General features: G+C 64.0%; 18 protein-coding genes and 6 pseudogenes. 7 read left to right on the forward strand and 17 right to left on the reverse strand.

Annotation, left to right across the window (positions count from 1 at the left end):
• Positions 1-90: 90 nt before the first annotated feature.
• Together ACF0H6_RS15245 and ACF0H6_RS15250 are read right to left on the reverse strand one after the other, a co-directional pair.
• A pseudogene (locus ACF0H6_RS15245) lies at positions 91-1,259 on the reverse strand (DDE-type integrase/transposase/recombinase); the annotation flags it as partial.
• Positions 1,260-1,482: 223 nt separating this feature from the next.
• The gene (locus tag ACF0H6_RS15250) at positions 1,483-2,382 is read right to left on the reverse strand and encodes a LysR substrate-binding domain-containing protein (RefSeq protein WP_395250435.1); all 900 of its coding nucleotides are present in this window, start codon (positions 2,380-2,382) and stop codon (positions 1,483-1,485) included.
• 125 nt (positions 2,383-2,507) lie between these two features.
• Between ACF0H6_RS15250 and ACF0H6_RS15255 the strand changes: the two are divergent.
• Positions 2,508-6,014 (forward strand): annotated as a pseudogene (locus ACF0H6_RS15255) (proline dehydrogenase family protein).
• A gap of 78 nt (positions 6,015-6,092) precedes the next feature.
• On the opposite strand, the pseudogene ACF0H6_RS15260 reads toward ACF0H6_RS15255, so the two are convergent.
• Positions 6,093-7,005: pseudogene (locus ACF0H6_RS15260) on the reverse strand (oxygenase MpaB family protein).
• Between the two features lie 423 nt (positions 7,006-7,428).
• Here ACF0H6_RS15260 and ACF0H6_RS15265 point away from each other — a divergent pair.
• The 3 genes from ACF0H6_RS15265 to ACF0H6_RS15275 all read left to right on the forward strand — a co-directional run bounded on the left by ACF0H6_RS15265 (position 7,429) and on the right by ACF0H6_RS15275 (position 9,250).
• Positions 7,429-8,154, forward strand: a complete 726-nt coding sequence (locus ACF0H6_RS15265; RefSeq protein WP_395250436.1) for a M23 family metallopeptidase — start codon at positions 7,429-7,431, stop codon at positions 8,152-8,154.
• A 314-nt stretch (positions 8,155-8,468) separates the two neighbouring features.
• Positions 8,469-8,663 (forward strand): hypothetical protein, encoded by a 195-nt coding sequence (locus ACF0H6_RS15270; RefSeq protein WP_395250437.1) that lies wholly within the window; start codon positions 8,469-8,471, stop codon positions 8,661-8,663.
• Positions 8,664-8,752: 89 nt separating this feature from the next.
• Complete coding sequence (locus ACF0H6_RS15275) at positions 8,753-9,250, forward strand: glutathione peroxidase (RefSeq protein ID WP_395250438.1); 498 nt, start codon at positions 8,753-8,755, stop codon at positions 9,248-9,250.
• Here ACF0H6_RS15275 and ACF0H6_RS15280 read toward each other — a convergent pair.
• Genes ACF0H6_RS15280 through ACF0H6_RS15290 form a run of 3 tightly spaced genes read right to left on the reverse strand, consistent with a single transcriptional unit; the run spans position 9,247 to position 13,110 of the window.
• The gene (locus ACF0H6_RS15280; RefSeq protein WP_395250439.1) at positions 9,247-10,932 is read right to left on the reverse strand and encodes an amidohydrolase; all 1,686 of its coding nucleotides are present in this window, start codon (positions 10,930-10,932) and stop codon (positions 9,247-9,249) included. The two genes, ACF0H6_RS15275 and ACF0H6_RS15280, sit on opposite strands and share 4 nt — an antisense overlap.
• A 47-nt stretch (positions 10,933-10,979) precedes the next feature.
• On the reverse strand, positions 10,980-11,615 hold the full coding sequence (locus tag ACF0H6_RS15285; protein WP_395250440.1) for a TetR/AcrR family transcriptional regulator: 636 nt from the start codon (positions 11,613-11,615) through the stop codon (positions 10,980-10,982).
• Positions 11,616-11,637: 22 nt separating this feature from the next.
• Positions 11,638-13,110 carry an APC family permease gene (locus tag ACF0H6_RS15290; RefSeq protein ID WP_395250441.1) on the reverse strand — a complete coding sequence of 491 codons (1,473 nt, stop codon included), beginning with the start codon at positions 13,108-13,110 and terminating at the stop codon, positions 11,638-11,640.
• A 225-nt stretch (positions 13,111-13,335) separates the two neighbouring features.
• Between ACF0H6_RS15290 and ACF0H6_RS15295 the strand changes: the two are divergent.
• Positions 13,336-14,278 (forward strand): annotated as a pseudogene (locus ACF0H6_RS15295) (phosphodiesterase).
• Positions 14,279-14,309: 31 nt separating this feature from the next.
• Here ACF0H6_RS15295 and ACF0H6_RS15300 read toward each other — a convergent pair.
• A complete protein-coding gene (locus ACF0H6_RS15300) occupies positions 14,310-15,893 on the reverse strand; it encodes a stealth family protein (protein ID WP_395250442.1) in 1,584 nt (527 codons plus the stop codon).
• A 42-nt stretch (positions 15,894-15,935) separates the two neighbouring features.
• Entirely contained in the window at positions 15,936-16,847 is a 912-nt protein-coding gene (locus ACF0H6_RS15305; RefSeq protein ID WP_395250443.1) for a hypothetical protein, read from the reverse strand.
• A gap of 170 nt (positions 16,848-17,017) precedes the next feature.
• Between ACF0H6_RS15305 and ACF0H6_RS15310 the strand changes: the two genes are divergently transcribed.
• Complete coding sequence (locus ACF0H6_RS15310; protein WP_395250444.1) at positions 17,018-17,317, forward strand: type II toxin-antitoxin system VapB family antitoxin; 300 nt, start codon at positions 17,018-17,020, stop codon at positions 17,315-17,317.
• Complete coding sequence (locus tag ACF0H6_RS15315) at positions 17,310-18,038, forward strand: LytR C-terminal domain-containing protein (protein WP_395250445.1); 729 nt, start codon at positions 17,310-17,312, stop codon at positions 18,036-18,038. The genes ACF0H6_RS15310 and ACF0H6_RS15315 overlap by 8 nt, the downstream gene beginning before the upstream one ends.
• A gap of 50 nt (positions 18,039-18,088) precedes the next feature.
• Here ACF0H6_RS15315 and ACF0H6_RS15320 read toward each other — a convergent pair whose 3' ends face one another.
• From ACF0H6_RS15320 to ACF0H6_RS15360, 9 genes and pseudogenes are all read right to left on the reverse strand, one after another.
• A complete protein-coding gene (locus ACF0H6_RS15320; protein WP_395250446.1) occupies positions 18,089-18,730 on the reverse strand; it encodes a TetR/AcrR family transcriptional regulator in 642 nt (213 codons plus the stop codon).
• 114 nt (positions 18,731-18,844) lie between these two features.
• Positions 18,845-19,543 carry a DsbA family protein gene (locus tag ACF0H6_RS15325; RefSeq protein WP_395250447.1) on the reverse strand — a complete coding sequence of 233 codons (699 nt, stop codon included), beginning with the start codon at positions 19,541-19,543 and terminating at the stop codon, positions 18,845-18,847.
• A 240-nt stretch (positions 19,544-19,783) separates the two neighbouring features.
• Positions 19,784-20,314 carry a GNAT family N-acetyltransferase gene (locus ACF0H6_RS15330; protein WP_395250448.1) on the reverse strand — a complete coding sequence of 177 codons (531 nt, stop codon included), beginning with the start codon at positions 20,312-20,314 and terminating at the stop codon, positions 19,784-19,786.
• 95 nt (positions 20,315-20,409) lie between these two features.
• Positions 20,410-21,144, reverse strand: a complete 735-nt coding sequence (locus tag ACF0H6_RS15335) for a sugar phosphate isomerase/epimerase family protein (protein WP_395250449.1) — start codon at positions 21,142-21,144, stop codon at positions 20,410-20,412.
• A 13-nt stretch (positions 21,145-21,157) separates the two neighbouring features.
• Positions 21,158-21,295, reverse strand: a complete 138-nt coding sequence (locus tag ACF0H6_RS15340) for a hypothetical protein (protein ID WP_395250450.1) — start codon at positions 21,293-21,295, stop codon at positions 21,158-21,160.
• 16 nt (positions 21,296-21,311) lie between these two features.
• Complete coding sequence (locus tag ACF0H6_RS15345; protein ID WP_395250451.1) at positions 21,312-22,046, reverse strand: TolB family protein; 735 nt, start codon at positions 22,044-22,046, stop codon at positions 21,312-21,314.
• 15 nt (positions 22,047-22,061) lie between these two features.
• A complete protein-coding gene (ppgK, locus tag ACF0H6_RS15350) occupies positions 22,062-22,847 on the reverse strand; it encodes a polyphosphate--glucose phosphotransferase (protein ID WP_395251323.1) in 786 nt (261 codons plus the stop codon).
• A gap of 128 nt (positions 22,848-22,975) precedes the next feature.
• A pseudogene (locus tag ACF0H6_RS15355) lies at positions 22,976-23,974 on the reverse strand (sugar phosphate isomerase/epimerase family protein).
• A 31-nt stretch (positions 23,975-24,005) separates the two neighbouring features.
• Positions 24,006-25,184 (reverse strand): annotated as a pseudogene (locus tag ACF0H6_RS15360) (Gfo/Idh/MocA family protein); the annotation flags it as partial.
• Between the last annotated feature and the right edge of the window lie 5 nt (positions 25,185-25,189).

The raw sequence follows: 25,189 nt of genomic DNA on the forward strand, positions 1-25,189 counted from the left end.
TCCGATCCGTGCGCTGCCAATCCAAACGTGAGATCTCGCCTCTTTGGAGGTGTGTGATGTCTCGGCACATCGTGGACACTTCATGTCTCGGGACATCGTGGACGGTTCATGTCTCAGGACATTGTGGACAGTTGGTTGGCCATAAATCCGCGGGGTTTGTTGTTGCCGACGTAGTTCGTGCCTTTCGGAGGGCGCTGGTGGCTGATGATTTCCGTTCCGCGGGTGTCGAAAAACATGATCGTTTCATCGTCGTAGAGGACGTGAATTTCGTGGCCGATGTATTCCTTGCCGAGTTTGAAGCGGGTGCCGACGACGGTGGCCTCGCCGTGTAGATTGGCGGTTCGCCGGACGCTGCGGCGTGCGTTCGCTTTGGTGGTTTCCGGGGTGGGCGGCTGCGGGGGCATGGCCTTCGGGGTGGTGTTCCATGCCTCGATCGGCGTTGTTCCGGGCGGGAGCGACTGGTGTTCGCGCTCGGTGTTGTAGTACTGGTCGAACGTGTCGATGTGGGCCTGGAGCTCTTCCATCGTGGCAGCCGGCGGTTGCTTGTTCAGGAATCTGTGCAGCGTCCGGTGGAAGCGTTCGTTCTTGCCCTGTGTGGTGGGTTTGTATGGTTTGCCGGTGATCGGTTCCACGCCTAGGGATTTCAGGTAGTCCACCAGGGCCCCGGTCCGTCCCATCCGGGTGGGGTTGAACGCGGATCCGTTGTCCGAGAGGAACTTCCGCGGTACTCCGTTGCGTTCGATCGCTGTTTTTACGACCCGGATGGCCGCTTCGCTGGTCTCTCCGCTTGCCACGAGCGAGGCCAGCGCCAAACGGGAGTGGTCATCGACGATCTGAAAGATTGCAACCTTCGTTCCCTTGGCAAGCATCCACTCGGTCGAGTCGATCTGCCAGCACCCGTTGGGCTCCGGATAAACGAACCTGCGAAGAGCGCTGCGGGGCTTCTTCCGTGGTTCCGGGACCACGACCCCGGCCCTGGTGAAGATCCGGGCCAGAGTCGCGCGGGAGGGCGGCTCGAAGCCTTGCCGGCGCATTTTCGCGGCCACACTCAAAGGCCCGTGGTCATAACCGGCCTGCTCCAGGGAATCCCTCGTCAACAGCGCCACTTCAACCATTCCCGAGCCGATTTGCGCCGGGCTGCTTTTCGGTTTCGTGGACCCCAATTCCATGGCCCTGATCGATCCGGAAGCCTCGGCCGCGGCCCTGACTTTATAGAACCAAGACCGGGACACTTTGTGCTGCCGGCAGAACCGCGCCACTGCACCCCTCGGAGCGTCCTCGGGCCATGTCGCCACCAAAAGCCGGATCTTGATATCCGGAGTGAAATTGCTCATGACCAGAGCAAATCCCGCCATAGTGTCCACGAAGTCCTGAGACACACTGTCCACGATGTCCTGAGACAGAAGTGTCCATTAAGTCATGAGACTCCACAGCCTCTTTGGAGGTGCGAAAGGGTCGAGATCTCACCCCTCGGGGTAGCCCCTACATCCGCTCCGCCGCCACCCGTTCCAACACTTCACGGCAGGCCAGGATCGCGGGATGGATCCGGCCTGCGGTGCGCGTTGACGTGAAGACGGTGCGCTTCGGCAGGCCCGGAAGGTCCAGCAGTTGGACAGGCGTGCTCCGCCCCGTCCAGACGAGGTCAGGCATGAGGGCCACGGCATTGCCGGACTCGATCAGCCGGATTTGCGCCTGGAGGTCGGCGGTTTCGTAACGGACATCAGGCTCGAAACCGGCAGAACGGCATGCTTGCTCCGCCCAATGCCGGGACGCCGCGCCGCGCGGTTCCATGACCCAGGGCAGCGCAGCGGTATCCGCCAGCGAGGTGATTGTTTCGCCACCCAGGCCAACCGGGGGAGTGGCCAGCCTGATGGCGTCGCTGGTCAGGGTGGCCCGGTCCAGGCCGGGATGATGCGGGGCTGCGTGTCCTGGATATTGTTCGGCCACCACAATGTCGAAGTCGCGGGCCCAGGTTTCATAGAGCGCAGTCTCGGGTTCGCGTTGGATCATCTCGACGCGCACCTCGGGGTACTCGCCCTTCATGATGGTGAGGAAGTCCGGCAGGAGAGCCAAGGCAGCGGTTTGGAATACGGCCAGCCGGACCGTGCCGGTCACAGTGGAGAGAGACGCCGCGAGATCCGTCTCTGCCCGTTCGAGGGTGGCCAGTAAGGACGCAGTATGCTCCACGAGGATCTCCGCCTGAGGGGTGAGCTGCACGCGTCGGCCGGATTTGCGAAGCAGCTTCACGCCGGCTTCCTTCTCCAGCAGGGTCAGTTGCTGGGACACCGACGATGGGCTGTATTTCATCGCGTCGGCCACCTCTGCGAGCGTTCCTCGGATCTTCAATTCGTGCAGCAAGCGCAGCCTGCGGACATCCAGCATTTGGCTCTCCGGAATGATCGATAAATCTAACGAATATTCTTCAGAAAAGATCGCTTTTCCTAATCTGATTGTAGAGACATACTGAGGGAAATAAAGCCCTCTCCGCACCAAAAGGAACGAAGCGCATGAGCACACCAACCCGGGATACCCGCATCGAAGCGGACACGCACTCCACCCCGGAATCCGGACACCAGGAAGTGGCCCACGAAGAGCTGGCCCACGAAGCCATCAAGCTGGTCAGGCACTGGCTCGCCGAAGCCTCGAAGGTGCCCGTTGACGTTTCCGCGCAGCGCCTCGCCGGAGTCCTGAAGGACCCGAATGGCCTCGACTTCACGGTGGGATTCGTCGACGGCGTCATCCGCCCCGAGGATCTGTCCGTTGCCGGCCGTAACCTGGCCAAGATTGCCCCGAAGGTCCCGGCCTTCCTGCCTTGGTACATGCGTGCAGCTGTGCGCACCGGCGGCGTCATGGCTCCGGTCCTGCCGCAGGTTGTCATCCCGATTGCCCGCAAGGTCCTCCGCGACATGGTGGGCCACCTGATTGTCGATGCCACGGACGCCAAGCTCGGCCCGGCCATCGCAAAGATCAAGCAGAACGGCGTCCACCTGAACGTGAACCTGCTGGGCGAGGCCGTCCTGGGCGAACGCGAAGCCAGCCGCAGGCTCGAGGGAACCCTCAAGCTCTTGGCGCGTGACGACGTCGACTACGTCTCCATCAAGGAATCCTCCACCGTGGCCCCGCACTCACTCTGGGCTTTCGACGAAGCTGTGGACCACGTGGTGGAGAAGCTCACTCCGCTCTACACGCTCGCGGCGTCCTTCCCCAAGCCCAAGTTCATCAACTTGGACATGGAGGAATACAAGGATCTCAGCCTGACGATGGCCGTGTTCACGAGGATCCTGGACAAGCCCGAGTTCAAGAACCTCGAGGCCGGCATCGTGCTGCAGGCCTACCTCCCTGACGCACTCTCGGCCATGCAGGAACTGCAGGAATGGGCCACTGCACGCCGGGCCAACGGTGGTGCTCCCATCAAGGTGCGCGTCGTCAAGGGCGCCAACCTGCCTATGGAACAGGTCCAGGCTTCCATCCAAGGCTGGCCGCTCGCCACGTGGGGCACCAAGCAGGATTCGGACACCAACTACAAGCGCGTCCTCAACTACGCCCTCACCCCCGAACACATCGATGCCGTGCGCATCGGCGTCGCCGGTCACAACCTCTTCGACGTTGCCTTCGCTTGGCTACTGGCCAAGGAACGCGGCATCGCCGCTCAGGGACAAGGAGCCATTGAGTTCGAGATGCTCCTCGGTATGGCGACGGGCCAGGCCACGGCGGTCCGCAAGGATGTCGGCAGCCTCCTGCTCTACACGCCGGTAGTGCACCCGGGCGAGTTCGACGTCGCCATCGCCTACCTAATCCGCCGCCTCGAAGAAGGCGCCAGCCAGGACAACTACATGTCGGCTGTGTTTGAACTCAGCGAAAACGAATCGCTCTTCGAGCGCGAGAAGCAGCGCTTCCTCGCGTCCCTTGCTGAACTGGACGACGCCGTTCCTGCCCCCAACCGCACCCAGGACCGGAACAAGCCGGCCGAACTTGCCGCAAACGACCGTTTCGCCAACACGCCGGACACGGACCCCGCCCTACCCGCCAACCGGGCCTGGGGCCGCGCCATCCTGGACCGGCTCCCGGGTTCCACGGCAGGCGACGCCATCGTTGAAGCCAGCAAGGTCCGGGAACCCCAGGAACTGGACCGGATCATTGCCACCGCCGTCGAAGCCGGCGAAAAGTGGGGTGCTCTTCCCGCAGCCGAGCGCGCAGCCATCCTGCACCGTGCCGGCGACATCCTGGAGTCCCGTCGCGCCGAACTCCTCGAGGTCATGGCCTCCGAGACCGGCAAGACGATCGAGCAGGGTGACCCTGAGGTCAGCGAAGCAATCGACTTCGCGCACTACTACGCGGAGCGCGCCAAGGACCTGGAAACGGTCGACGGCGCCACTTTCGTCCCGGCGAAACTCACCGTTGTGACCCCGCCGTGGAATTTCCCGGTGGCGATTCCCGCGGGCTCCACGCTCGCGGCGCTCGCGGCGGGATCCGCCGTCGTGATCAAGCCTGCAAAGCAAGCACGCCGCTCCGGTTCGGTCATGGTGGACGCGCTGTGGGAGGCCGGTGTGCCGCGCGAGGTGCTGGCACTGGTTCAGCTCGAAGAACGTGAGCTGGGCACCCAGCTGGTCTCGCACCCCAGCGTTGACCGAGTGATCCTCACCGGCGGTTACGAGACCGCTGAGCTCTTCCGTTCGTTCCGGCAGGACCTGCCGCTTCTGGCGGAGACCTCGGGCAAGAATGCCATCATCGTCACCCCGCACGCGGACCTCGACCTGGCCGCAAAGGACGTTGTTCAGTCGGCCTTCGGACACGCGGGACAGAAGTGCTCCGCCGCTTCGCTCGTGATCCTGGTCGGTTCCGTTGCCACCTCCGAACGATTCCACAACCAGTTGGTGGACGCAGCCCGTTCGCTCAAGGTGGGTTACCCGGAGGAGGCCACCACGCAGATGGGGCCGATCATCGAGCCGGCCAACGGCAAGCTCCTCAACGCCCTGACCACCCTGGGTGACGGCGAGCCACCTGGGCCGTGAAGCCCGAGAAGCTCGACGAGACGGGCCGTCTTTGGTCGCCGGGCATCCGCTTTGGCGTCACGCGCGGCTCCTACTTCCACCTGACCGAGTTCTTCGGCCCGGTCCTCGGCGTCATGACCGCCTCCACCTTGGAAGAAGCCATCGCCATCCAGAACGAGATCGAATACGGCCTCACCGCGGGGCTGCACTCACTCGATTCGGAGGAAATGGGCGTCTGGCTGGACACCATCCAGGCCGGCAACCTCTACGTGAACCGGGGCATCACGGGCGCCATCGTCCAGCGGCAGCCGTTCGGCGGCTGGAAGAAGTCCGCCGTGGGCGCGGGCACCAAGGCCGGCGGACCCAACTACCTGGTCGGCCTAGGCAGCTGGCTCCCGGCGGAGCCGGCTGCCAAGCGCGGTGCGGTCCTCAAGGGAGCGGCAGCGTCGATTCCTGGCTGCGGCCAAGGACTCCGGCCCGTTTGTTGAGGCCGGCGAGGCTGAGGCCCTGCAAAAGGCGCTCTTCAGCGACGCCGCGGCGTGGGCCACGGAATTCGGCACCCGCAAGGACGTTTCCGGCCTGAGCGCGGAGCGCAACGTCTTCCGGTACCGGGCCTTCCCCGTGACCATCCGCTTGTCCGAAGGCGGGAAGCTCGTGGACTTGCTTCGCGTCGTAGCAGCCGGTGCTGTGGCGGGTTCGGCACTCACCGTGTCCACCGCCGTCCAGCTCCCCGAAGCTGTTGTTGCAGCGTTCGCGGGGCTCGGCGTGAGCACCCGCATCCAGAACGACGCCGAATGGCTCGCCTCCGCGGCGGACACCAACGGTGGCCGCATCCGCCTGATCGGTGGGGAAATCAGCGCCCTGAGCGCCGCGACCGGCGGCCGTCCCGACGTCGCGATCTACCACGGGGCGGTGACCCCGGCCGGGCGCATCGAGATGCTGCCGTTCCTGCACGAGCAGGCCATCAGCATCACGGCGCACCGCTTCGGCACTCCGAACCACCTGTCGGACGCGTTGATCTAGCCAACACCCCGGAGTTTGTGTACAGCTCGTGCCCCTTAAGATCCGTCTTGAGGGGCATGAGCTGTACACGAACTCGGGTTATGCCTCGTAACCCAAGCGCCGCAGCCGCTGCCGGGCCGCTTGCTCGCTGGGGCCGCTGCGGCCCAAAGTCAGGTGCACGACGGCGAGGACCACCCGCGCCGCGAGAATCGACGGCAGCGGGATGGGGCCAAACCGGGCCTTTTCCAGCCCCAATAGTTCCCGATACTTCGGGCTCCAGGCTGGCAACGGCCGCGGCGAACAAAATCCGATAACCAGGCTGAAGGGACGCCTTCAGCGGGGGGTACCTGATGAAATCGATGGTTTCCCGGAGCCGATCGTCGGAGCGGAGCTGGCCTGACAGGTACCACCTGTCCATTTCCGCCGTCACCTCAGCGAGGCTTAAAGGGGGGTCTTGGACGCCCATCAAACGGCCTGCCTGCGCCCACTCCCGAATATAGGCGTCGGCGCCTCCAGGGACTTCTCCTCCCCAGATCCGGTGCGCCGTCACGAAGGAATCCGCATAGGCAACGTGGACCCAGCGGAGAAGCTCCGGATCATTGGCTGAATACTCTTGGGTGTGGCCGTGGGCATCGACGTAGTTGCCGTTGACGGAGTCATGGACCCTCCGGACGAAGTGTGTGGCCGTGTGTGCGGCCTCCTTGGACCCGTAGCTCACCGTGAAGATCCAGCGGATGGTATTGGCCAGCCGCCCAAGGGGATCCCTTTTGAAGCTCGAGTGGTCGTAGACGCCCGCCAAGGCCCCGGGGTGCAGGGACTGCATCAGCAGCACGCGAATTCCCGCACCGATCGTGGACATGGATCCGTGGACGGCCCAGACGGCCGAGCCGGGAAGGTGATATCCGGCGTCGTTCCCGTCCGCGAGCCGGAGAACCCAGTCCGGAGTGGACTGCGGATGGCCCGTGAAAGTCATCCGCAGCTCGGATTGCCACTTCTTCAGGAAGTTGCCCATGCACATATTCGACAGTGCTTCTGCGTTTGTGTACAGATCATGCCCCTTAAGAACGGACTTAAGGGGCATGATCTGTACACAAACTCGGGCTAGGGGGTACGACGGCGAGTAGCCCGGCAGGGTACGTCGAGTGGTTCGCGAGCCACGCAAGTAAAAAGTCGAGTGTTCCCATTCAATTTCATAGCGGCCACAATGGGACAAGCGCGCCCGTACTGGGGAGGAGCGCCCGTCTCAGGAGTGGCTGTGGGTAAGCATCATGAGTCTGACCAGGTCGTCGGCCTGGTACTTTCAAATACATTCGGCCGGGCCCTTTCGGCTTGCTTCCTCGCTGCCATGCTGATCCTGGCCTTTGGGTTCCAGGGCCCCGGCCTGGGGAGACAAACAAGCGACGGATCGCTAGCCACGGGCCAAGTTGAACCCAGCATGCTCCCCACCGATGGTGCCGCTCCCGGCGCGCAAGACAGCTCGCCCCAAGGCCCGTCGTCGGCTCCGGTTCCAGCGGGTGACAACGCGACCGTGTCTTTCGAACGTTCCACCGTCCAGACTCTCGACAAAAACGGCGTCGGCACCCTCAACGTCGCGTCGAGTTCCCTTGACCGGCCCCCCGCCGGGAAACTCTACGCGCCGCTCGAAGTGCTGGTTCCGAGCTCTCCCTTCGGGTTGAGGATCGACCCCTTCACCGGATTGCCGGGGGAGTTCCACTGGGGTCAGGACTTCTCCGCGGCTTGCGGCACGCTCGTTTACGCAGCCGACTCCGGCGTGGTCCGGGCCGTCGGCTGGCACCCGTGGGGTGGCGGCAACCGCGTAGAAATTGATCATGGCAACGGTCTGGTCACCACGTACAACCACCTGCAGGGAATCGCGGTCGTCAAAGGGGAATCGGTCCGGGTGGGCCAGGTGATTGCCAAGATCGGCGCCACGGGTGCCGCGACTGGTTGCCACCTGCACTTTGAGACGATCCTCAACGGCGTCTACAAGGACCCGATGAACTGGACCTTACTGCCAACCAAGCAGGTGGACCCGCTTGGCGACATCCCGATGGTCAGCTACCAGCCGGGGTCGGCAACCGCGACCTCGGCCGGGTCTGTCTGGTCCATCCCCGGGGCCGTGCCCACTGACCCGGGTGCCGTGCCCTCGGGCAGGCGGTGACCGGCGGGGTCCAGGAGACGAAGGTGGCGCCACCAAGTCCGTCAGCAACTGCCACACAAACGCCGACGGCGACGGCGAGCCCCAGCGTGACGCCGACCCCGAGTGTGAAGGCGACGCCGAGCGTGACGCCGTCACCGTCTGGTAGTGCCAGCAGGACGCCGACGCCGAGCCCCAGCGTGACGCCGACCCCGAGTGTGACGCCGACGCCGTCGCCGACTGGCACGCACCGGCTGACGAACTCGCCTAGCACCACCCCCACACCCAGCGCGACCCAAAGCAGCGCGCCGAGCCAGTCGGCGTCGCAGCCTCCTTTAGTGACGCATGCGCCCGTCGTGACGCACGCGCCCACGGTGACCGTCGCGCCGACGGTGGCTCCCACGGTCGCGCCGCTGCCGACTGTGACGCACGCGCAGTCAACCCCGCCAACGCCGGTGCCAGTGCCGTCGACGCCCGCTAGCCCCACGCCGTCGGCCACTTCGCAGAAGGCGACGCCGGGCACCAAGCCGTAGGGCCACCTCGGGAACAACTAGGAACCGCTTCCGCGCGTAGACTCGAATCCGGCAGTATGCCAGGTTCGACGTCGTAAGGAAGCGATTCAATGACCCCGCTTTACAGCATCCCGCTCACGTTAAATGACGGCTCCGAGGCCGACTTCGGGCAGTTCGCGGGCAAGGCCGTGCTGGTTGTCAACGTGGCCTCGAAATGTGGTTTCACGCGCCAATATTCGGGCCTTGAAGAGCTTTACGGCAAATTCCGCGATAGCGGATTCGAGATCCTTGGTGTGCCGTGTAACCAGTTCGGCGCCCAGGAAAGGGGTTCCGACGCTGAGATCGCGGACTTCTGCCAGCGCAACTTCGGCGTTTCCTTCCCGCTGTCCAGCAAATCCAAGGTTCGCGGCAAGGCGCAGCATCCCCTGTACGCCGAGCTGACACGGACAGCGGACGGTTCCAAGCCGCAGAAAGTGAAGTGGAACTTCGAGAAGTTCCTGGTGAGCCGCGAAGGCGAGGTACTCGCCCGGTTCCCGTCCGCCGTCGAGCCCGATTCCGCAGAACTGATCAGCGCGATCGAAACGGCACTTGAAGAGGCGCAGGCCTAGGCCATCTGCGATTCCTGGCCGGGGTGATGGTTTCCAGTCGCAAGGGCCGGGCGGTTGTCCACGACAACTTCGCCGTCAACGACCGTCAGGACTACCGTGGTCTGCGCGAATTCGTCGGGCCCCGTGGTCAGGGGATCGTGCCGGACTACGGTTAGATCGGCGCGGGCCCCCGCCTCCACGATTCCGCCTTCTTCGCCCACTGAGCGCCAATATTGGCTCGTGTAACCTTCCAGCGCTGCACGCGCGGAAAGTGCCTGCTGCGGTTGGACGGGCTCGACGTCGGGCCTTCCGGCCGGGCGACGTGTCTGGGCTGAGGCGATGATCGCCCGGGGGTCGAAGGGGGCGATGGGCCAGTCCGAACCGAGCGCGACGACCGCCCCGGCCTCGCGGAGATCCCGGGTGCGCCATGCTTGGTTGGCCCGGTCGCTGCCCAGCCTGCGGGACCAGTTGTCGGTGTGGTCTGCGCGGCTGTAGAGGGTGCAATGGGTCGGCTGCAGGCTCGTTGCGGCGCCAGCGCTGATAATTTCCGCCAACACCGAATCCGGGATGGACTCGACGTGTTCAATCCGGTGGACCGTGTGGTTAGGGGCGGTGTTGTTGGGAAGGGCCCCGATGGTCCGTGCCGCGAAGGAGACCGCCTTGTCGCCGATAGCATGTGTGGTGGTGGGGATCCCGTGTTCGTGGAAGAACTCCATGGCTGCGGCGAGGGCCTCGGGATCGCGCCAGAGCGGATGGAGGGATTCTCCGTGGCTGTCCGGTTCGAAGAGCCAGGCGGTTCCGTTGTCTATTGTTCCGTCCATCATGAGTTTGATGCCGCGTACGTGCCAACGCCTGCCATGCCGGCCCTGCATCGCCAGCATGACCCGCAGATCCTCCTCGGTGGCACCGGGCATGACCCACGGAGAGATCCGCAGCCGGATGGCGAGCTCGCCCTGAGCTTCGAGTGCCTCAAGTACTTCCAGCGAGTCCGGGGCGCCAAGGTCGAGCATCTGGCCTGCTGCGAGCCCTGATTCGGCCATGGAACGGAGGAGTTTCCCGACGTCGTCAACCCGCTGCTCGAAGGAGAGCGGCGGGAGGATGCGGCGGACCAGTTCCTGGGCAGCCAATTCATAGAGCATGCCGTTGGGCTTGCCGTGTCGATCGACACCGACATAGCCGGTGCTGGGGAGATCTTCCGTTCCGGTGACGCCTGCGAGCATGAGGGCGGCATCGGAGACGAGTGAGGCATGGCCATCGAAGAGGGTGATGAACACGAGTTCGTCGTCGAGGATGCCGTCGAAGAGGGAGTTGCTGAAGGTCACGTCCCCGAAAACGGCCGGATCAAGGCCCCAGGCGAACAACCAATCGGAACCGACAGCATGGGCCGTGGAGGCGGCGTGTTCCGCGAGGGCGGTGCGGACGGCGTCGAACTCGGTGATCCCGCTCAGGTCGAGGCCTCGCGCAATGTCCACCCCGATAATGGGGTGGATGTGGGCGTCAATCAGGCCCGGGCAGACTGTTGAAGCCCCGACATCGATCACTTGTTTGGCTTGTGATGTCCAGTCATCGGCGGCCTCGGTGGGTCCGACGTGCACAATGCGGCCGCCGGAGACTGCGACGAATCCGGCAGTCTCCGTCAGCGTCTCACCGTGGAGGATGCGGGACGAGAGGATGACGAGATCGACGGGCTGGGGCGTGGTCAAAGTATGACTCCTTGCTGTATTCGGGGTTCGACGCCGGCCCGGGAGGATCAGTCGTCGATGGCCGCCCGCAATCCTGCTGAGAGGACATCTGCGAGGAACGCGAAGCGGTCTACGGAGTGGTCTGCCACGGCTTTCTTCGCCGCGAACAGGTGGGGATAAGTGCTTTGGTCCTCCTCTTCGATGCTCCACGCGGACTCCATGGTCATTGCGTCGAGACTCGCCCCGATCGCGGCGCTGTCAAGGGTTTCCAAAGCTGGAATGACGAGATGTTTTGGCATTCCGGCGAGCTCCAAAGCCTCGACAAACCGGTCGTAGAGTTCAAGGGCCGCCGGGTGCGACACCGGTTGCGTGAGCAGGAGGGGGAGAAGGGCCGGAACCTGGCTGTACGCCTTCCTGAGGACGTCGAAGATCTGGCGGATGACGCCGTCGAGGCCGCCGGAATTCAGTTCCGGCAGCGGAGCCTTCTCGACGAGCGCGCCACGGGCCAGTTCGATGATCTCCTGCCGACCCGTGACGTGCTTGTAGAAGGAAGACTGCCGGACTCCAAGACGCTCCGCGAGCCGGGGGATGGAAAGGCTTTCTTCCTCTTCGAACATCGCCAGCGCTGCGCGGCCGATTGCCTTCCGCGAAAGCCTCGGTGTCAGGGGCCGCCCTAGCTGGCTGGTTTTGCTGGGAGTCTGCATCTCTCAAGACTAGGCTCCGGACTCATTCGGCGTGCCCGATGCGTTGATACGCGGCCGGTTTTGCCCTGCGTAGCACGAGGGCCAGCACGATTCCGGCTCCAAAGAGAATCGGTGCGAAGACTAGGAGCGTGGTGTTGATCGGGTCCCCGGCGGGGAGGCCTGTGAGCAGTTGGGCATTGTTGACCATCAGGTAGGCCACGACGCACATGATGATGGTGGCGGCCACTGCTGAAGGGATGACGTACCACGGCAAGGTGCGGTCCTTACGGCGGGCGAAGAAGACCACGACGCCGATTCCCGTGAGTGCTTGCAGGAGGAGGATGCCGAGCACTCCTGGGGTGTTGGTCCAGATAAGGAACTGTGTGAACGGATCGAGCTTGAACAGTGCCGCGCCGACCACCAGCGCGAGGGCGAGGAGGGTTTGGTCGAAGCCGGCCATCGAAGGGGTGCGATAGCGGGGGCTGATGCGGCCCGAGCGTTTCGGGAAGATGCCCTCTCGGCTGAGGGACAGGGTGTAGCGGTTGATGGTGTTGTGGAAGGACAGTTGCGCGGCGAAGATGCTGGTGACAATCAGCACGCTCATGAGGTTCACGCACCACCCGCCCGCAAAATTACCGGCTGCGATGTAAGCGGTGTCGCCGGCGTCCAGGTGGCCTGCGGCGCACTCCTGGACCGCGTTCGGGCCGAAGGCTTGGACGATGATCCACACGGCAAAGGCGTAAAACGCGCCAATGAAGGCAATGGAGATGTACGTGGCGCGCGGGACGCTCCGATCAGGGTCCCTGGCCTCTTCTCGGTACAGGGCTCCTGATTCGAATCCCATGAAAGCCGAAAAGCCGAGGCCCAGAACTGCGGCGAACTGCGGGGAAAAGATGGCCTGCGGGCTGAATGATTCGAAGCCGATACCGTGCGCGCCGCCTTGGGCCAACACAAACGCGGCGACGAGGACCACTATCGCGGTTTCAAGGGTGAGCAGGACCGCCAGGACCTTCGCTCCGACGTCGATCCCGCGCCACCCCAGGTACCAAACAGCTCCGATCGCGACGATCGCGTAGAGCCACCACGGAAGTTCGACGCCGGTGAAGGACTTGACGGCGAGGTTGGCTTGGATGCCGAGCAGTCCGTAGATGCCGATCTGCAGCCCGTTGTAGCTCATCCAGGCGGTGAGGCCGGAGCCGAGGCCAATGACCCGGCCGAGGGTTTTCGAGATGTAGCCGTAGAAGCCGCTGTAGGACTGGACATGCCGGGTAAGGGCCATGAATCCGATCGCGAACAATCCCAAGCCCAGGGCCGCGGCGATGTAGATCGAGGGAGCACCCACTCCGCCCACAGCGAGGGCGAGCGGGGCGATGCCCACCACGATTGTCAGCGGCGCCGCGGCTGACACAAGCATGAACACGATGTCGCGCGTTCCGATTGCGTTCTTTTTCAATCCGCCGTCAACGCTGACGGGCGGGGGCGAAACCAAGGTCGCCTCTTCATTAGTGAAAGCCATTCACTTATTGTGAGGGGCGGCACACGAATGAGTCAATAGGCGAGTTATTCGGAGTCGCTCGCTCACGTTTGGTGCCCCCATAGGTGAGCGAGGATCGGAGGGCGAGGCGAGGAATTTTCCAACTTTCCCACCGTAAGTTACCCACCGTTAGCCTTTTGTCTGGTTGGATTGGGTCTATTGGGACTGAAACTGGAGGCGCCGTCTCCTACCGACCCGAAGGTAGTAATGGAGCTCATCGAGGCCGAGCACCCTCGGCCAGGACACGTCCTTCTGCACCTTAGCGACTCCCATTTGTTGGGAGGTTCGGAACGCCTTCACGGAGTGGTCGATAGCGAAGCCCATCTCAGGCAACTCTTTTCGGAAGTGCATGCCTCAAAGGTCCGCCCCGACGCCGTGATCTTCACCGGCGACTTGGCCGATCAAGGCGAACCCGGTGCCTACGCGAAACTCCGCTCGATCGTGGAACCTGCCTGTCGCGAGATGGGAGCGCGGGTGATCTGGGCGATGGGGAACCACGACGACCGCGCCAATTTTCGTGCCGGCCTGTTCGACCAGGACGACAATGACGCCCCGGTGGACCACAGCTACTTCGTCAACGGACTGCGGATCATCACACTGGATACTTCCGTGCCCTGGTTTCCATCATGGTGAACTGAGCCAGGGGCAGCTCGACTGGCTGGAGTCCGAGCTCGCAACGCCTGCCCCCGATGGCACCATCCTTGCCCTCCACCACCCGCCGGTTCCGAGCGTTCTGGACCTCGCCATCCTGGTGGAGCTGCGCGGCCAAACCGCGCTGGCCGACGTCGTACGCCATTCCGATGTGCGCACCATTCTTGGCGGGCACCTTCACTACTCGACCAATGCCACTTTCGCTGGAATCCCGGTGTCCGTGGCTTCGGCGAGCTGCTACACGCAGGACCTCAACGTTCCGCAAGGGGGCACCCGCGGAAGGGATGGTGCCCAGGCATTCAACCTCGTCCACGTCTTCGAGCAAACGATTGTGCATTCGGTGGTGCCGTTGGGAAAGTCGCCGACCGTGGGCGAGTACGTCAGCCCGGAAGCAACGAGGCGCCGGCTGGCCGAAGCGGGCATTCGGATTCCCCAGCGGCCTACCCATGAGCACGGCGTCAAGGCAACCGCGAAACACCCGGAGATGACCCGCCGCTAGGCAACGCTAGCGGACTATTTCTCCTGGCCCCTTACTTTTCCCACGGTGCCTTGACCGGGAAGTACTTCTCCATGAAGTCCGTCACGAGCCCGGCCCGTTCGTCGGCGGCCACCTCGGGAAAGCTGCCATCGTTGAGGCAGAAGAAGTCCACATTGCGTTTGGCCAACAGTACGGGCAGGTAGTGCAGCCCGGACCACAGGGTGGTGTCCACATACCTGACCTTGGCCGCCGTTTGTGTGACTGCCCGGCCCGTGAGCAACGAGTAGTAGTGGTAGAACGAGTTGGTCACGGAGATATTGTCAGCCGCACGGAACCTGCTGCCCGCCGTCTTGCTGAACTCAGACGGAAACTCACGCTCCATCTCTGCGATCACGCTGCGGCGCAACGGCGCGGCGGTGTGCTCCAGGTGGCGCGTGGTGATGCGGCCGAATCGCTCCCACAGGAGCTTCCGGTTGACGCGCGCGGCGTTCTCGAAGCCGCTGCGTTCGGCGTCGTTCTCTCCCAGTCCAATTCGGGTGGAAGCCTCGATGAACTTGGTGATCCCGCCCGGAGTGAAGAACATGTCCGGTGCTACGGGGCGGCCGAAGAACATGTCGTCGTTGGAATACAGGAAGTGCTCGGAGAGGCCCTCAATGTGGTGCAACTGGGATTCCACGGCCTGGGAATTGTGCGTAGGCAGCACCGAGGGGTCCTTGAAGAATTCTTCGCTGCGCACAATCCTGACGTCCGGGTGCTCGCCGAGCCACTCCGGCACGGGGGAATCCGTGGCGATGTAGATCCGGCGAATCCAGGGTGCATACATGTAGACAGAGCGCAGGGCGTACTTGAGTTCGTTGATTTGCCGGAACCGGGCCTCGTGGGCGTCACCCTCGCCCACCACAGCGTCCTTCATCTGTTCGCGGCGCGCCGCAATGTACGCGGGGTCGTTTCCGTCCACCCACGAAAAGACGATGTCGACGTCGAACTCGATGTCGCTCGCATGGTCCGCGAACATGTTCTCGATGGTCGGCCAGCTCAGCCCATGGCGTTCCACCGTACCCCGGATGGCGTCCTGGCGGAGCATGGTTCGCCGGGTCAGGGAGTTCTCCACCGGCAGCACGAGTTGTTCGCCGGCGAACTCCCACAATTCCAGCTGCACGCCAAGGGAAGGCCCGTAGGTCAGCCCGCCGTCCGGTTCTACCCGCGGGCGGAAGAGCCGGAAGATCCGGGCTTTCCGGTTGCTTGAGAGCTCGCCGTCAGCCACGAGCAACGTGGATTTCTTCCGGGCATCCACCGTCATGGAGTAGAACGGCTCGTTTCGGAAAGCGGCGACCAAAGCCTGGCGCAGTTTCTTGCGGAGCTTCCAGTCCACCGCAATGACGGGCCGGTGGTCATTTCCTCGGACCAGAATGAAGTCGAGCCCGGCGGCATCCAAGGAGGTCCGGATGAATAGGAGGTCCTCGACCATCGCCTGCTGCGGCGTGCGGTTCTGGTTCAGCAAGCTGTAACGTCCGCGGTGGCGGACGACGTCGGCGCGGTGCTTGAGGCGTGCATCAACGGCGGGGGACGTCGGTTCCGGAACCACCGCGTCGTCGTCGGAGGCGGGGCTACCAAAGTAAATCGCTTGCTGGTCCATGACTGTGATGGCTTTTCTCCGAAATGTAGTGATGAAGCGGGCTCAGCCCACCAAGGCTTCACGCCAACTGCGCAGGAACGCGCCGCCGGCGTCGTCGTGAATGACATCCTCGCCCAGGCCGAGGTCTGTGGCTGTAAGGACATCGTATGGCTTGCTGGGCACGCCGTCCGCGGGGCGGACGTCGATGTGCTTGACGCTGTGGTCGTTGTGGTGGAGCCAGTCGGCCATCGCGTAGTCGGTGCGCGAATCTCCCACCGTCCGCCAGGCCTGCGGGGTAATGCCTTGGGCGGCGAGGAGTTCCACTGCGCGGCTGGCGCCGAGGTCCTTGCCGAGCTGGACGGACTCGATGTCCGTGGAAATGATGGTGGGATCGAGGCGGTAGTCGGCGTCGTCGTCGGACTCCGGTGCGTGGTGGTCCAGGATCGCGGCAGAAAGGCCGTGCCTGCCCATGAGCTCCAGGGCATCGGCGTCGAAGAGCTTCTGCTCGGCCAGGTAGTCCTCGCTTGAAACGTCCAGATGCTGCTCCACGGACACCATGGCGCGCTTTGTCTCGTCGAAGAACATGTGCGTTGCGTAGTCCTCTGCCACCATGCGGCGAACGTCGTCGCCATAGGCCTTGGGAACAGCCAGTTCATGGTCCACGTGGATGGGTCCCGGGCCGCCCGAGGTGTAACTGAACCACACCGCCCCCTTCTCGCAGATCGCATGGACCACGGTTCCCGCGGGCATTCCGGCGGCGATCATGGGTGCCATGACCTGCTCGCGGATGAAAGCGTCCGAGCGGCCGGTGTTGAAAATGACAGGGATGCCAGCAGACGCCAGACTCACAAGATCGGCGACGATTTCCGGCTTCACATCGCGCGTCACCGGACTCGCGACAGGGCCGTCGACGTCGAGAAGGAGTGCGAGCGCGGGAGCCGCCGGGTGCGTGGTGCCTGGCATTGGAGCAGTCATGATCCCATTCTGTCAGTCCTGCCTCCCGGCGGCAGCGGTGTGACGGACGACGGCGGATGGCGGGGCCGTTTCAGCGCGCACCGTCCGTCAACGGTTACCTTTTGGCCACAACCTTGGTGGCCGACTTCTCACAAGTTCCCTTGGACGCCTTACTTCTTTAGGCTTGCACCGTGATCTTCAAAGCTGTGGGCGAGGGACGCCCGTACCCTGACCATGGTTTTTCCACGCCCAAGGACTGGGCCTCGCTGCCGCCGCGTCCGGTCCGGCTCGATGAACTTGTCACCACCAAGCGCACGCTTGACCTGGAAGCGTTGTTGGCCGAGGACTCCACCTTTTTCGGCGACCTTTTCCCGCATGTAGTGCAATACCAAGGCGTGTTGTACCTCGAAGACGGGCTGCACCGTGCCGTCCGGACCGCACTCCACCAGCGGACGGCCATTCACGCCCGGGTACTGGTGATAGGTGGTTAACGAGACAATCCCGGAAGAGCAGGCGGCCGTGCCCGAGAATGCCGATCCGGGCAAACCCCGGAAGCGTCCTGGTCGTCAGAAAGACCCGACGCGCCTGCACGGGCATCGCGTTGTTACCGGGCCGGAGCTGCGGGCCACCTTTGCTGATGCCCCGGGACCCGAGGATCATCCGGGTTGGTTCAGCCGCCGGCTTTTGCACGGGATTGTGTTGGCGTTGCTCGTCGGAGTGATCGTCGCCGGAGCCGTTGGCGCGTGGGCCGTCATGAACGGCGTGATCCGTTTTCCTTCCACCGTCGCCAGCCAGGCGCCCGCGCCGCTATGCCCGGCGACCGTTTTCGACTATGCGCCGAACAATAAGGTCAACATCAATGTCTACAACGCTGCGGGTAGGCCCGGTCTGGCGAAGAGCGTGGCTGACCAGTTGAAAGCCCGGGGATACAACGTCGGCGGCGTCGACAACAGCACCACCAGCTACACCGGTACTGCCGTGGTTGTTTCCGGTTCTGGCGGGCAGGCTGCGGCGTTCAACATCCAGCGGAATGTTGCCGGCACCGACTATTTCCAAGACCAGCGTACTGATGCCTCCGTAGACATCATCCTTGCGCCGGGTTTCTCTGCGCTGGTGCCTCAGGAACTGGTGGACAACACTCCGGGCAAGCTCGAGCTGTCCCCACGAGGACCAGCGGATTGCCGACAATTCGAAGCTGCCGGTGATCCCTAAGTCTTAGCGTCAGCAATTCGGGCCGTCCTAGTGCCAGCCCAGCGGCAGGGTCACGCCAGACGCGCGGGCCGGCCGTCGTCGTCGAACCTTGCTCCGGCGCCCAACTGGATAAACCGGACGGTCTGGACCAGCCGCTCCTCGAGTGCCGCCGGCTCTCCCTCGATTGCTGCACCGCCGCGCGCCGCGCTGGAGGAGAGGGTCCCGTGGATGAGCCGCGCGAGCTGCGAAATGTCCGTGGCCGGGAAATAGCCGGCCGCGATGCCGTCGTGCAGGATGTCCTGGAGCAGGATATTGAGTTCGCCCACGTGATCCGCCAATTGCGCGAAAGATGCGGGGGAGAGGACTGCGGCCATTGCGGGACCCGGAGGGAGGTGCCGGCGGCTGAGATCTTCCACCTGCGCGCGGACGTAGAGGGCCAGCCGGTCCACGGGGTTCTGAAGCGCACCGAGGGATTCGCGCAGATCGCCGAGGAAGCGCTCGGTCTCGTTCAGGGCGTACGCGATGAGGAGCTGTTCCATGTCCGCGTAGTAGTTGTACACCGCGGTCCGGCCGACGCCGGCGTGACGCGCGACGTCGGTCATGGTCAAGCCGGGCAGGCCATGGGTGAAGAGCAATTCGCCGAAAGCTGTCAGGATCCGGCGTCGGGTTTCAGCGCGTTGCTTCGCATTGGTGGCGGCCGTAATCCTTGGCATACAGACACTTTACAGGGATCTGTCAGCAAAGCGGCGCCGTTCCTTGCGCCGAGCTGGCAGCAGATGACCTCTCCACGTGGTTTTGGGGGCATCTGCTGCCAGTTCGCGCCGGGGTTAGATCGCGCAGCCGTCCGGACCGCAGGCTTCGGCGTCGGAGCTGCCGACGGCGACCAGCGGGTTCGCTTCCTGCCAAGCCTGCGTCAGTGCCTGGGTGAAGACCTCGGCGGGCTGTGCACCGGAGAGGCCGTACTTGCGGTCGATGACAAAGAAGGGCACGCCGGTCACGCCAAGGGTCCGCGCCTCGGCAATGTCACCGCGGACGTCGTCGGCGTACTTTTCGGTGCTGAACAACTCCGCGACATCGCCTTCCGGCAGGCCCAACTCGCTGCCGAGCGTGGTCAGGTAGTCCTGGCTGCCAATGTCCTTGCCGTGTTCAAAGTGGCCGCTCAGGAGCAGTTCCTTGGCTTGGTCCTGCTTGCCGTGGGATGCGGCGAGGTGGATGAGGCGGTGTGCGGTGAAGCTGTTGGCCACCACGACGTCGTCGAAACGGTAGTTGAGACCTTCGCCCTTGCCTTGCAGCGCGACGTGATCGAACATCTGGCTCACCTGCGCCGGGTCCATGCCCTTGCGCTTGCTGAGGTAATCGAGCTCGGAACCGTCGTAGTGTTCCGGGACGCTCGGGTCCAGTTGGTAGCTGCGCCACTGGATTTCCACTGAGTTGCGGTGCGGGAATTCGGCCAGGGCGGTCTCGAACCGGCGCTTTCCGATGTAACACCAAGGGCAAGCAACGTCGGACCAGATCTCAATCTTCATGATGACGACAACCCTGAGGGCGGGCCCGTCATTCCCGGAATGGCCTGTCGATCTGGTCACACGGCACGCTCATGACGCGCACACGACGCGCTCATGACGCGCAAAAAGCCCTGCGACGCGGAAAGGGGATCTCGCACACGGAATTCCCGCGTCGTGGGTCTAAATGCGCGTCGCAGAACGTATTGCGCGTCGCCGGACCCGTTGTGCGTCGTCAGACCCGTTGCGCGTCGCGGGGGACGCCTAGAGCGCCCGCTCCATGACGAAATCGTGCTCCACGGTGTCACCCAGGCGGAACGACTTGGTCCCGACCTTCCTGAAGCCGCTCTTCTCGTAGAAACGTATTGCCTTGGCATTCTGGCTGTTCACGCCAAGCCATACACCCGCCGCTCCAGACGAAACTGCGTGCTCCAAAGTAGCCTTCATGAGTTCCGCGGCAGCGCCCAGGCCGTGGTGTTCCGGGTGGACATAGCACTTGCTCAGTTCCGCGGAAGGAAGCACGGTAAGCGCCGAGGATACGTCCAAATCCGCCGCGGGGCGGGCCACGAGCATGCTGTAGCCACGGAGTTCACCGGCCGCGTCGATGGCCAGGATGGTGACGTCCGGATCCGCGAGGTATTCCGTGAATTTCTCCGCGCTGAGCGTTCGGCGTAGGTGTGCTGCGATGTCCTCAGGCGAGGAGTCCGGCGGGCAGGCGAGCGGAAAGGTGACGGCTGCGAGCTCAGCCAGCCGTCCGGCGTCGTCCGCTGTTGTTTCGCGGATTTTCTGGCTCATGCGGTCCTCTCAGGAAATCTGGCGCGAAAATGCCCCTCAAGACTGATCTTAACGGGCATTCCGAGAGGGATCACGACGGCGGGCGAAGGAAAGTTCTAAGCCCCGCGTTCGTCAAGCCAACGCTTGCTGCGCAGTACAGCGGCGAGGGAGTCACCAGCGAACATGTCCAGTCCAATGACGCGTGGAAGCGCGGGATCGAGCGCATCGAGGAAGCTGTCCCACCCCAGCTCGCCGTCGCCGAGGGCGAGCTGATCGGAGTTGGTGCCCCGCAGCGGCCCGTCCTTAAGGTGCACGGCGAAGATCCGATCGCCGAGCGTTGACATGAGCTCAAGGACGTCGGCGCCCCCGATGGTCGCCCAGTTGGGGTCGAATTCGACGCCCACGTTCGGTGCGACCTCGTCCATCAGGGCCGCCAGGGCAGGCCGGCCGTCGATCATGGTGCGCACTTCGTCGTCGTGGTTGTGAAACGCGATTCGCATGCCGTATGGCCGGGCCGCCTCGGCTGCGCGATTGAGGTCCTCGGCGATGCGTCGGACGCCGTCGCGGTCCCGCCACCGTTCGGCGGGAAACATCGGTTGCATCAGGAGTTCGACGCCGGACCCGACGGCGGCATCCAGGGTCGCCGCTAACTGGTCCCCGACGATCTCGCCGTGGCCCGTGGGAGTCGTGATCTCGTTGCGCTTGAGCGCCGGTAACAAGAGTGGGGCCGTTTCCGAGATTCCGAAGGGTTCGACGTGCTTGAAGCCTGCGCCGGCGAGGGTATCGATCACAGGGTCCCAACCGAGGTCGAAGATTTCCTTGCGGAGGCTCCAGAGCTGCACTGAGATCATCAGGTGGCCTTTCTCACGTGACCGGGTAGGCGACGAAGGCGAACCTGCGGCTGTCCGGGGACCAGCTGTTCACGTTGATGGTTCCTTGGCCGCCGAAGAGCGGGTAGCGCTGGACAGCCGTTGACCAGCCGGAGGTGGAAACAACCCGCACCTCGACGTCACGGTCTTCAGGGTGCCCGAGAGTGCCGGCAGGAAAGGCGATGTACGAGGCCCATTGCGCGTCCGGGGACAGGTGCGGGAACCAGTCGACCGTGTGGCTGGTGACAAGGCGTTCGACGGCGCCGCCCGCGTCGGGGATGCGGGCGAGCTGGGCATGTCACTGGCGTATCCGTGAATCCCTCGGTGTTGAAATAGATCCACCGGCCGTCAGGTGACCATTCGGGGCCGTCAATGTGTCCCTCGCCGGTGTCAACAACAACGGAGGGGCCATGCGGCTCCATGACCGCGAGTTTCCCGGGATTGGCAAAGTCATTCATCTGGACGTAGGCGAGGCGGGAACCGTCTGGAGACACGCCATGCAGAAAGTGCCACTGCCCTTCCTCGTGCGAGACCCGTTCCGCCGTGCGCGCATTAAGCGCTCCGCCGTGGAGCGAGCCGCGATAGATGTGCCCGTCCGTCGCGGACATGTAGATGTGCTCGCCGTCGGGGTCCAGGACATGGTCGTTGTTGATTTCCGGAAGGCCGTTAAACCCGACCGGCGCGAGGCCGCGTTCGGGTGAGTCGACGTCGAGCCGCCAGAGTCGGCCGTCTCCGTTCACCAAGAGGGAAGCACCATCGACGGACCAATTCGGTGCCTCGACGAGCATTTCATCAGTTTCGAAGAGGAGCTCGGGAGTTGGCAGTCCGGGTCCGCCGATCCAGATCTGTGCGCGCTGGCCGCGGCTGAGCTTTCGATAGGTCATGTGTACTTTCGCTCCTCAGTTGTGCGCGATGTCGACGACGGCGCCCACGATCCCGGCGTCGTTCATCAGCTCCGCCGGAGCTATCGGAGTGCGCAATTTCAGTTGGGGCAGGTATTCGTCGGCGCGCTTGGAGATGCCACCCCCGACGATGAAGAGCTCGGGTGAGAACAGGAACTCCACGTGCGAGAAATAGCGCTGCAGGAGCAGGCTGTACTCTTCCCAGCTGAGGCCGTCGCGTTCACGGGCAACAGCCGACGCCTTGGTTTCTGCGTCGAAACCATCGATCTCCAGGTGGCCGAGCTCGGCGTTGGGAACCAGCTTGCCGTTGAAGATGAAGGCCGAGCCGATGCCGGTTCCCAGCGTGATCACCAGCACCGTCCCGGAGACTCCTTCACCCGCGCCGAAGCGGGCCTCCGCCAGGCCGGCTGCGTCGGCGTCGTTGATGACCCCGACGCGGCGGCCGAGACGCTCCGTCAGGAGTGCGTCAATGTCGGTTTTCAGCCAGGACTTATCCACATTGGCGGCCGAATGGACTACGCCGTGCCGGATGATCCCGGGGAACGTGACGCCCACGGGGGAGTCCGCAACCGACGCGTCCGGGCGAGCTGAGAGTTTGGCGACAACCTGGGCCACGACTTCGGCCACAGCCTCCGGAGTGGAAGGTTGCGGGGTAGGGACATGGACGCGATCACCGATGAGTTCGCCCTTTTCCGGATCGACGAGCCCACCCTTGATGCCGGTGCCCCCAATGTCGATCCCAATCAAAGGGGAGTGCTTCGATTTCTCGTCCTGCATGGCCAAGTGTTCGTTCCGTTCGTTATTGCGGATGGCTAGGCGCGAACTGGCAGCAGCTGCCCGCAAAATCGGATTTTGAGGGCATCTGCTGCCAGTTCGCGCGGAAGGGAAGGGAGGGCGGAGGGAGGGTGGGGTTAGTCCTGGCTGAAGGCGGCGTCGAAGGAGGTGTTCGACGCCGGAAAGTCGAATTTTTTGAGGGCGGCGAGGGCTTCGGGTGCGCCGTGGAGGCGGTCCATGCCGGCGTCTTCCCATTCGATGCTGATGGGTCCGTTGTAGCCGATGGCGGTGAGGGCGCGGAAGGAGGATTCCCAGGGCACGTCGCCGCGTCCGGCGGAGACGAAGTCCCAGCCGCGGCGGGGGTCGCCCAGGGCAGGTGGGAGCCCATGACGGTGTTGCGGCCGGTGGGGCGCAGCTTGGTGTCCTTGCAGTCCACGTGGTAGATCCGGTCTTTGAAGTCCCAGATGAAGGAGACGGGGTCGATGCCTTGCCACATGAAGTGCGAGGGGTCCCAGTTCAGCCCGAACGCTTCGCGGTGCCCGATGGCTTCCAGGGTGCGGACGGTGGTCCAGTAGTCGTAGGCGATTTCGGAGGGGTGGACTTCGTGGGCGAAGCGGACCCCGCATTCGTCGAAGACGTCCAGGATGGGGTTCCACCGGTCGGCGAAGTCCTGGTAGCCGGCCTCGATGACCTTCTCCGGGACGGGCGGGAACATGGCGACGTATTGCCAGATGGAGGAGCCGGTGAACCCGACCACGGTGTCCACGCCCAGCGCGCGGGCGAGCCGGGCGGTGTGTTTCATTTCCTCGGCGGCGCGTTGGCGGACGCCTTCGGGGTCCCCGTCGCCCCAGACCTTCGCGCCGACGATTCCCTGGTGGCGGAAGTCAATGGGGTCATCGCACACGGCCTGGCCCTTGAGGTGATTGGAGATCGCCCAGACCTTCAGGTTGTACTTCTCCAGGATGGCGAGCTTGGATTCGACGTAGCCGGGTTCGTCCCAGCGCCAGGCGTTCCAGGTGGTCGCCGGAGACGGCGATTTCCAGGCCGTCGTAGCCCCAGCCGGAGGCAAGCTTGGCGACTTCCTCGAAGGGCAGGTCGGCCCACTGGCCGGTGAACAGGGTGTACGGGCGGGGCATTGGTTCTCCTTGGGAAAAGTTTCGGTCGGCCAGCAGTGCGGGTTAGTGGCCGGCGCACCTGGATGATCGCGCTTTTGGCGTCGGCGGATTCTTCGATGGCGGCCAGGACCCGCTGGACGGCGAGTCCCTCGTCGAACGACGGCGACGGCGGAGTCCCGGCGTCGATGGCGGCCAGGAAGTCGCGGATTTCGTGGGTAAAGGTGTGTTCCCAGCCGATCACGTGACCTTGCGGCCACCACGCGCCCATATATGGGTGTTCGGGTTCGTTGACCATGATTCGGCGGAAGCCCTGCTCGCGGACGGGCACGGTGGCGTCCAGGAACCCGAGTTCGTTGATGTTCTCCAGGTCGAAGAGGATGGAACCTTTGTCGCCGTAGATCTCCAGTTTCAGGGAGTTCTTTTGGCCGGTGGCCATGCGGGAGACTTCCACCGAGGCGAGGGCCCCGGAAGCGAGGGTCAGCGTGGCCCAGGCGGCGTCGTCGACCGTTACTTTTTCCGGACCGTTCGCCCCGGGGCGGCTGTTCACAAAGGTGTGCAGCCGCCCCGAGACCTCGGTGACCGTGTCCCCGAGGAGGAACAGGACCTGGTCGATCGCGTGCGAGGCGATGTCGCCCAGGGCACCGGACCCGGCGGTTTCCTTGTTGAGCCGCCATGTCATGGGCGAATCAGCGTCCACGAGCCAGTCCTGCATATACGAGGCCCGGACGTGCCGGACCGTGCCCAGCCTGCCCTCCGCGATCAACTCGCGGGCGAAGGCGAGGGCAGGTACACGGCGGTAGTTGAAGCCGATCATGGACTGGATGCCCCGGGCCCTGGCCTTTGCTGCCGCAGCTGTCATGAGTTCGGCTTCGGCCAGGGTGTTGGCGAGGGGCTTTTCCACCAGGACGTGCTTGCCCGCTTCCAAGGCCGCGATGGCGATTTCGGCGTGCATCCAGCCCGGGGCGCAGATATCCACGATGTGGATGTCTTCGCGCTCCAGGACCGTACGCCAGTCCGTGGCGGACTCACTCCACCCGTACTTGACCGCGGCCTCGGCAACCTGTTCCGGGTCCCGGCCCACGAGCACTTTCTGCTCGAAGGCCGGAACGTCGAAGAAGCTGGCCACGTTCCGCCACGCGTTCGAATGGGCCTTGCCCATGAACGCGTAGCCGATCGCGGCAACACCGAGGGTTTTCGGGGGATTCGTGGGGGCAGGGGCGGAGCTTGTCATGAGTG

This window comes from Arthrobacter sp. NA-172 (assembly GCF_043952055.1).
Lineage (GTDB): Bacteria > Actinomycetota > Actinomycetes > Actinomycetales > Micrococcaceae > Arthrobacter.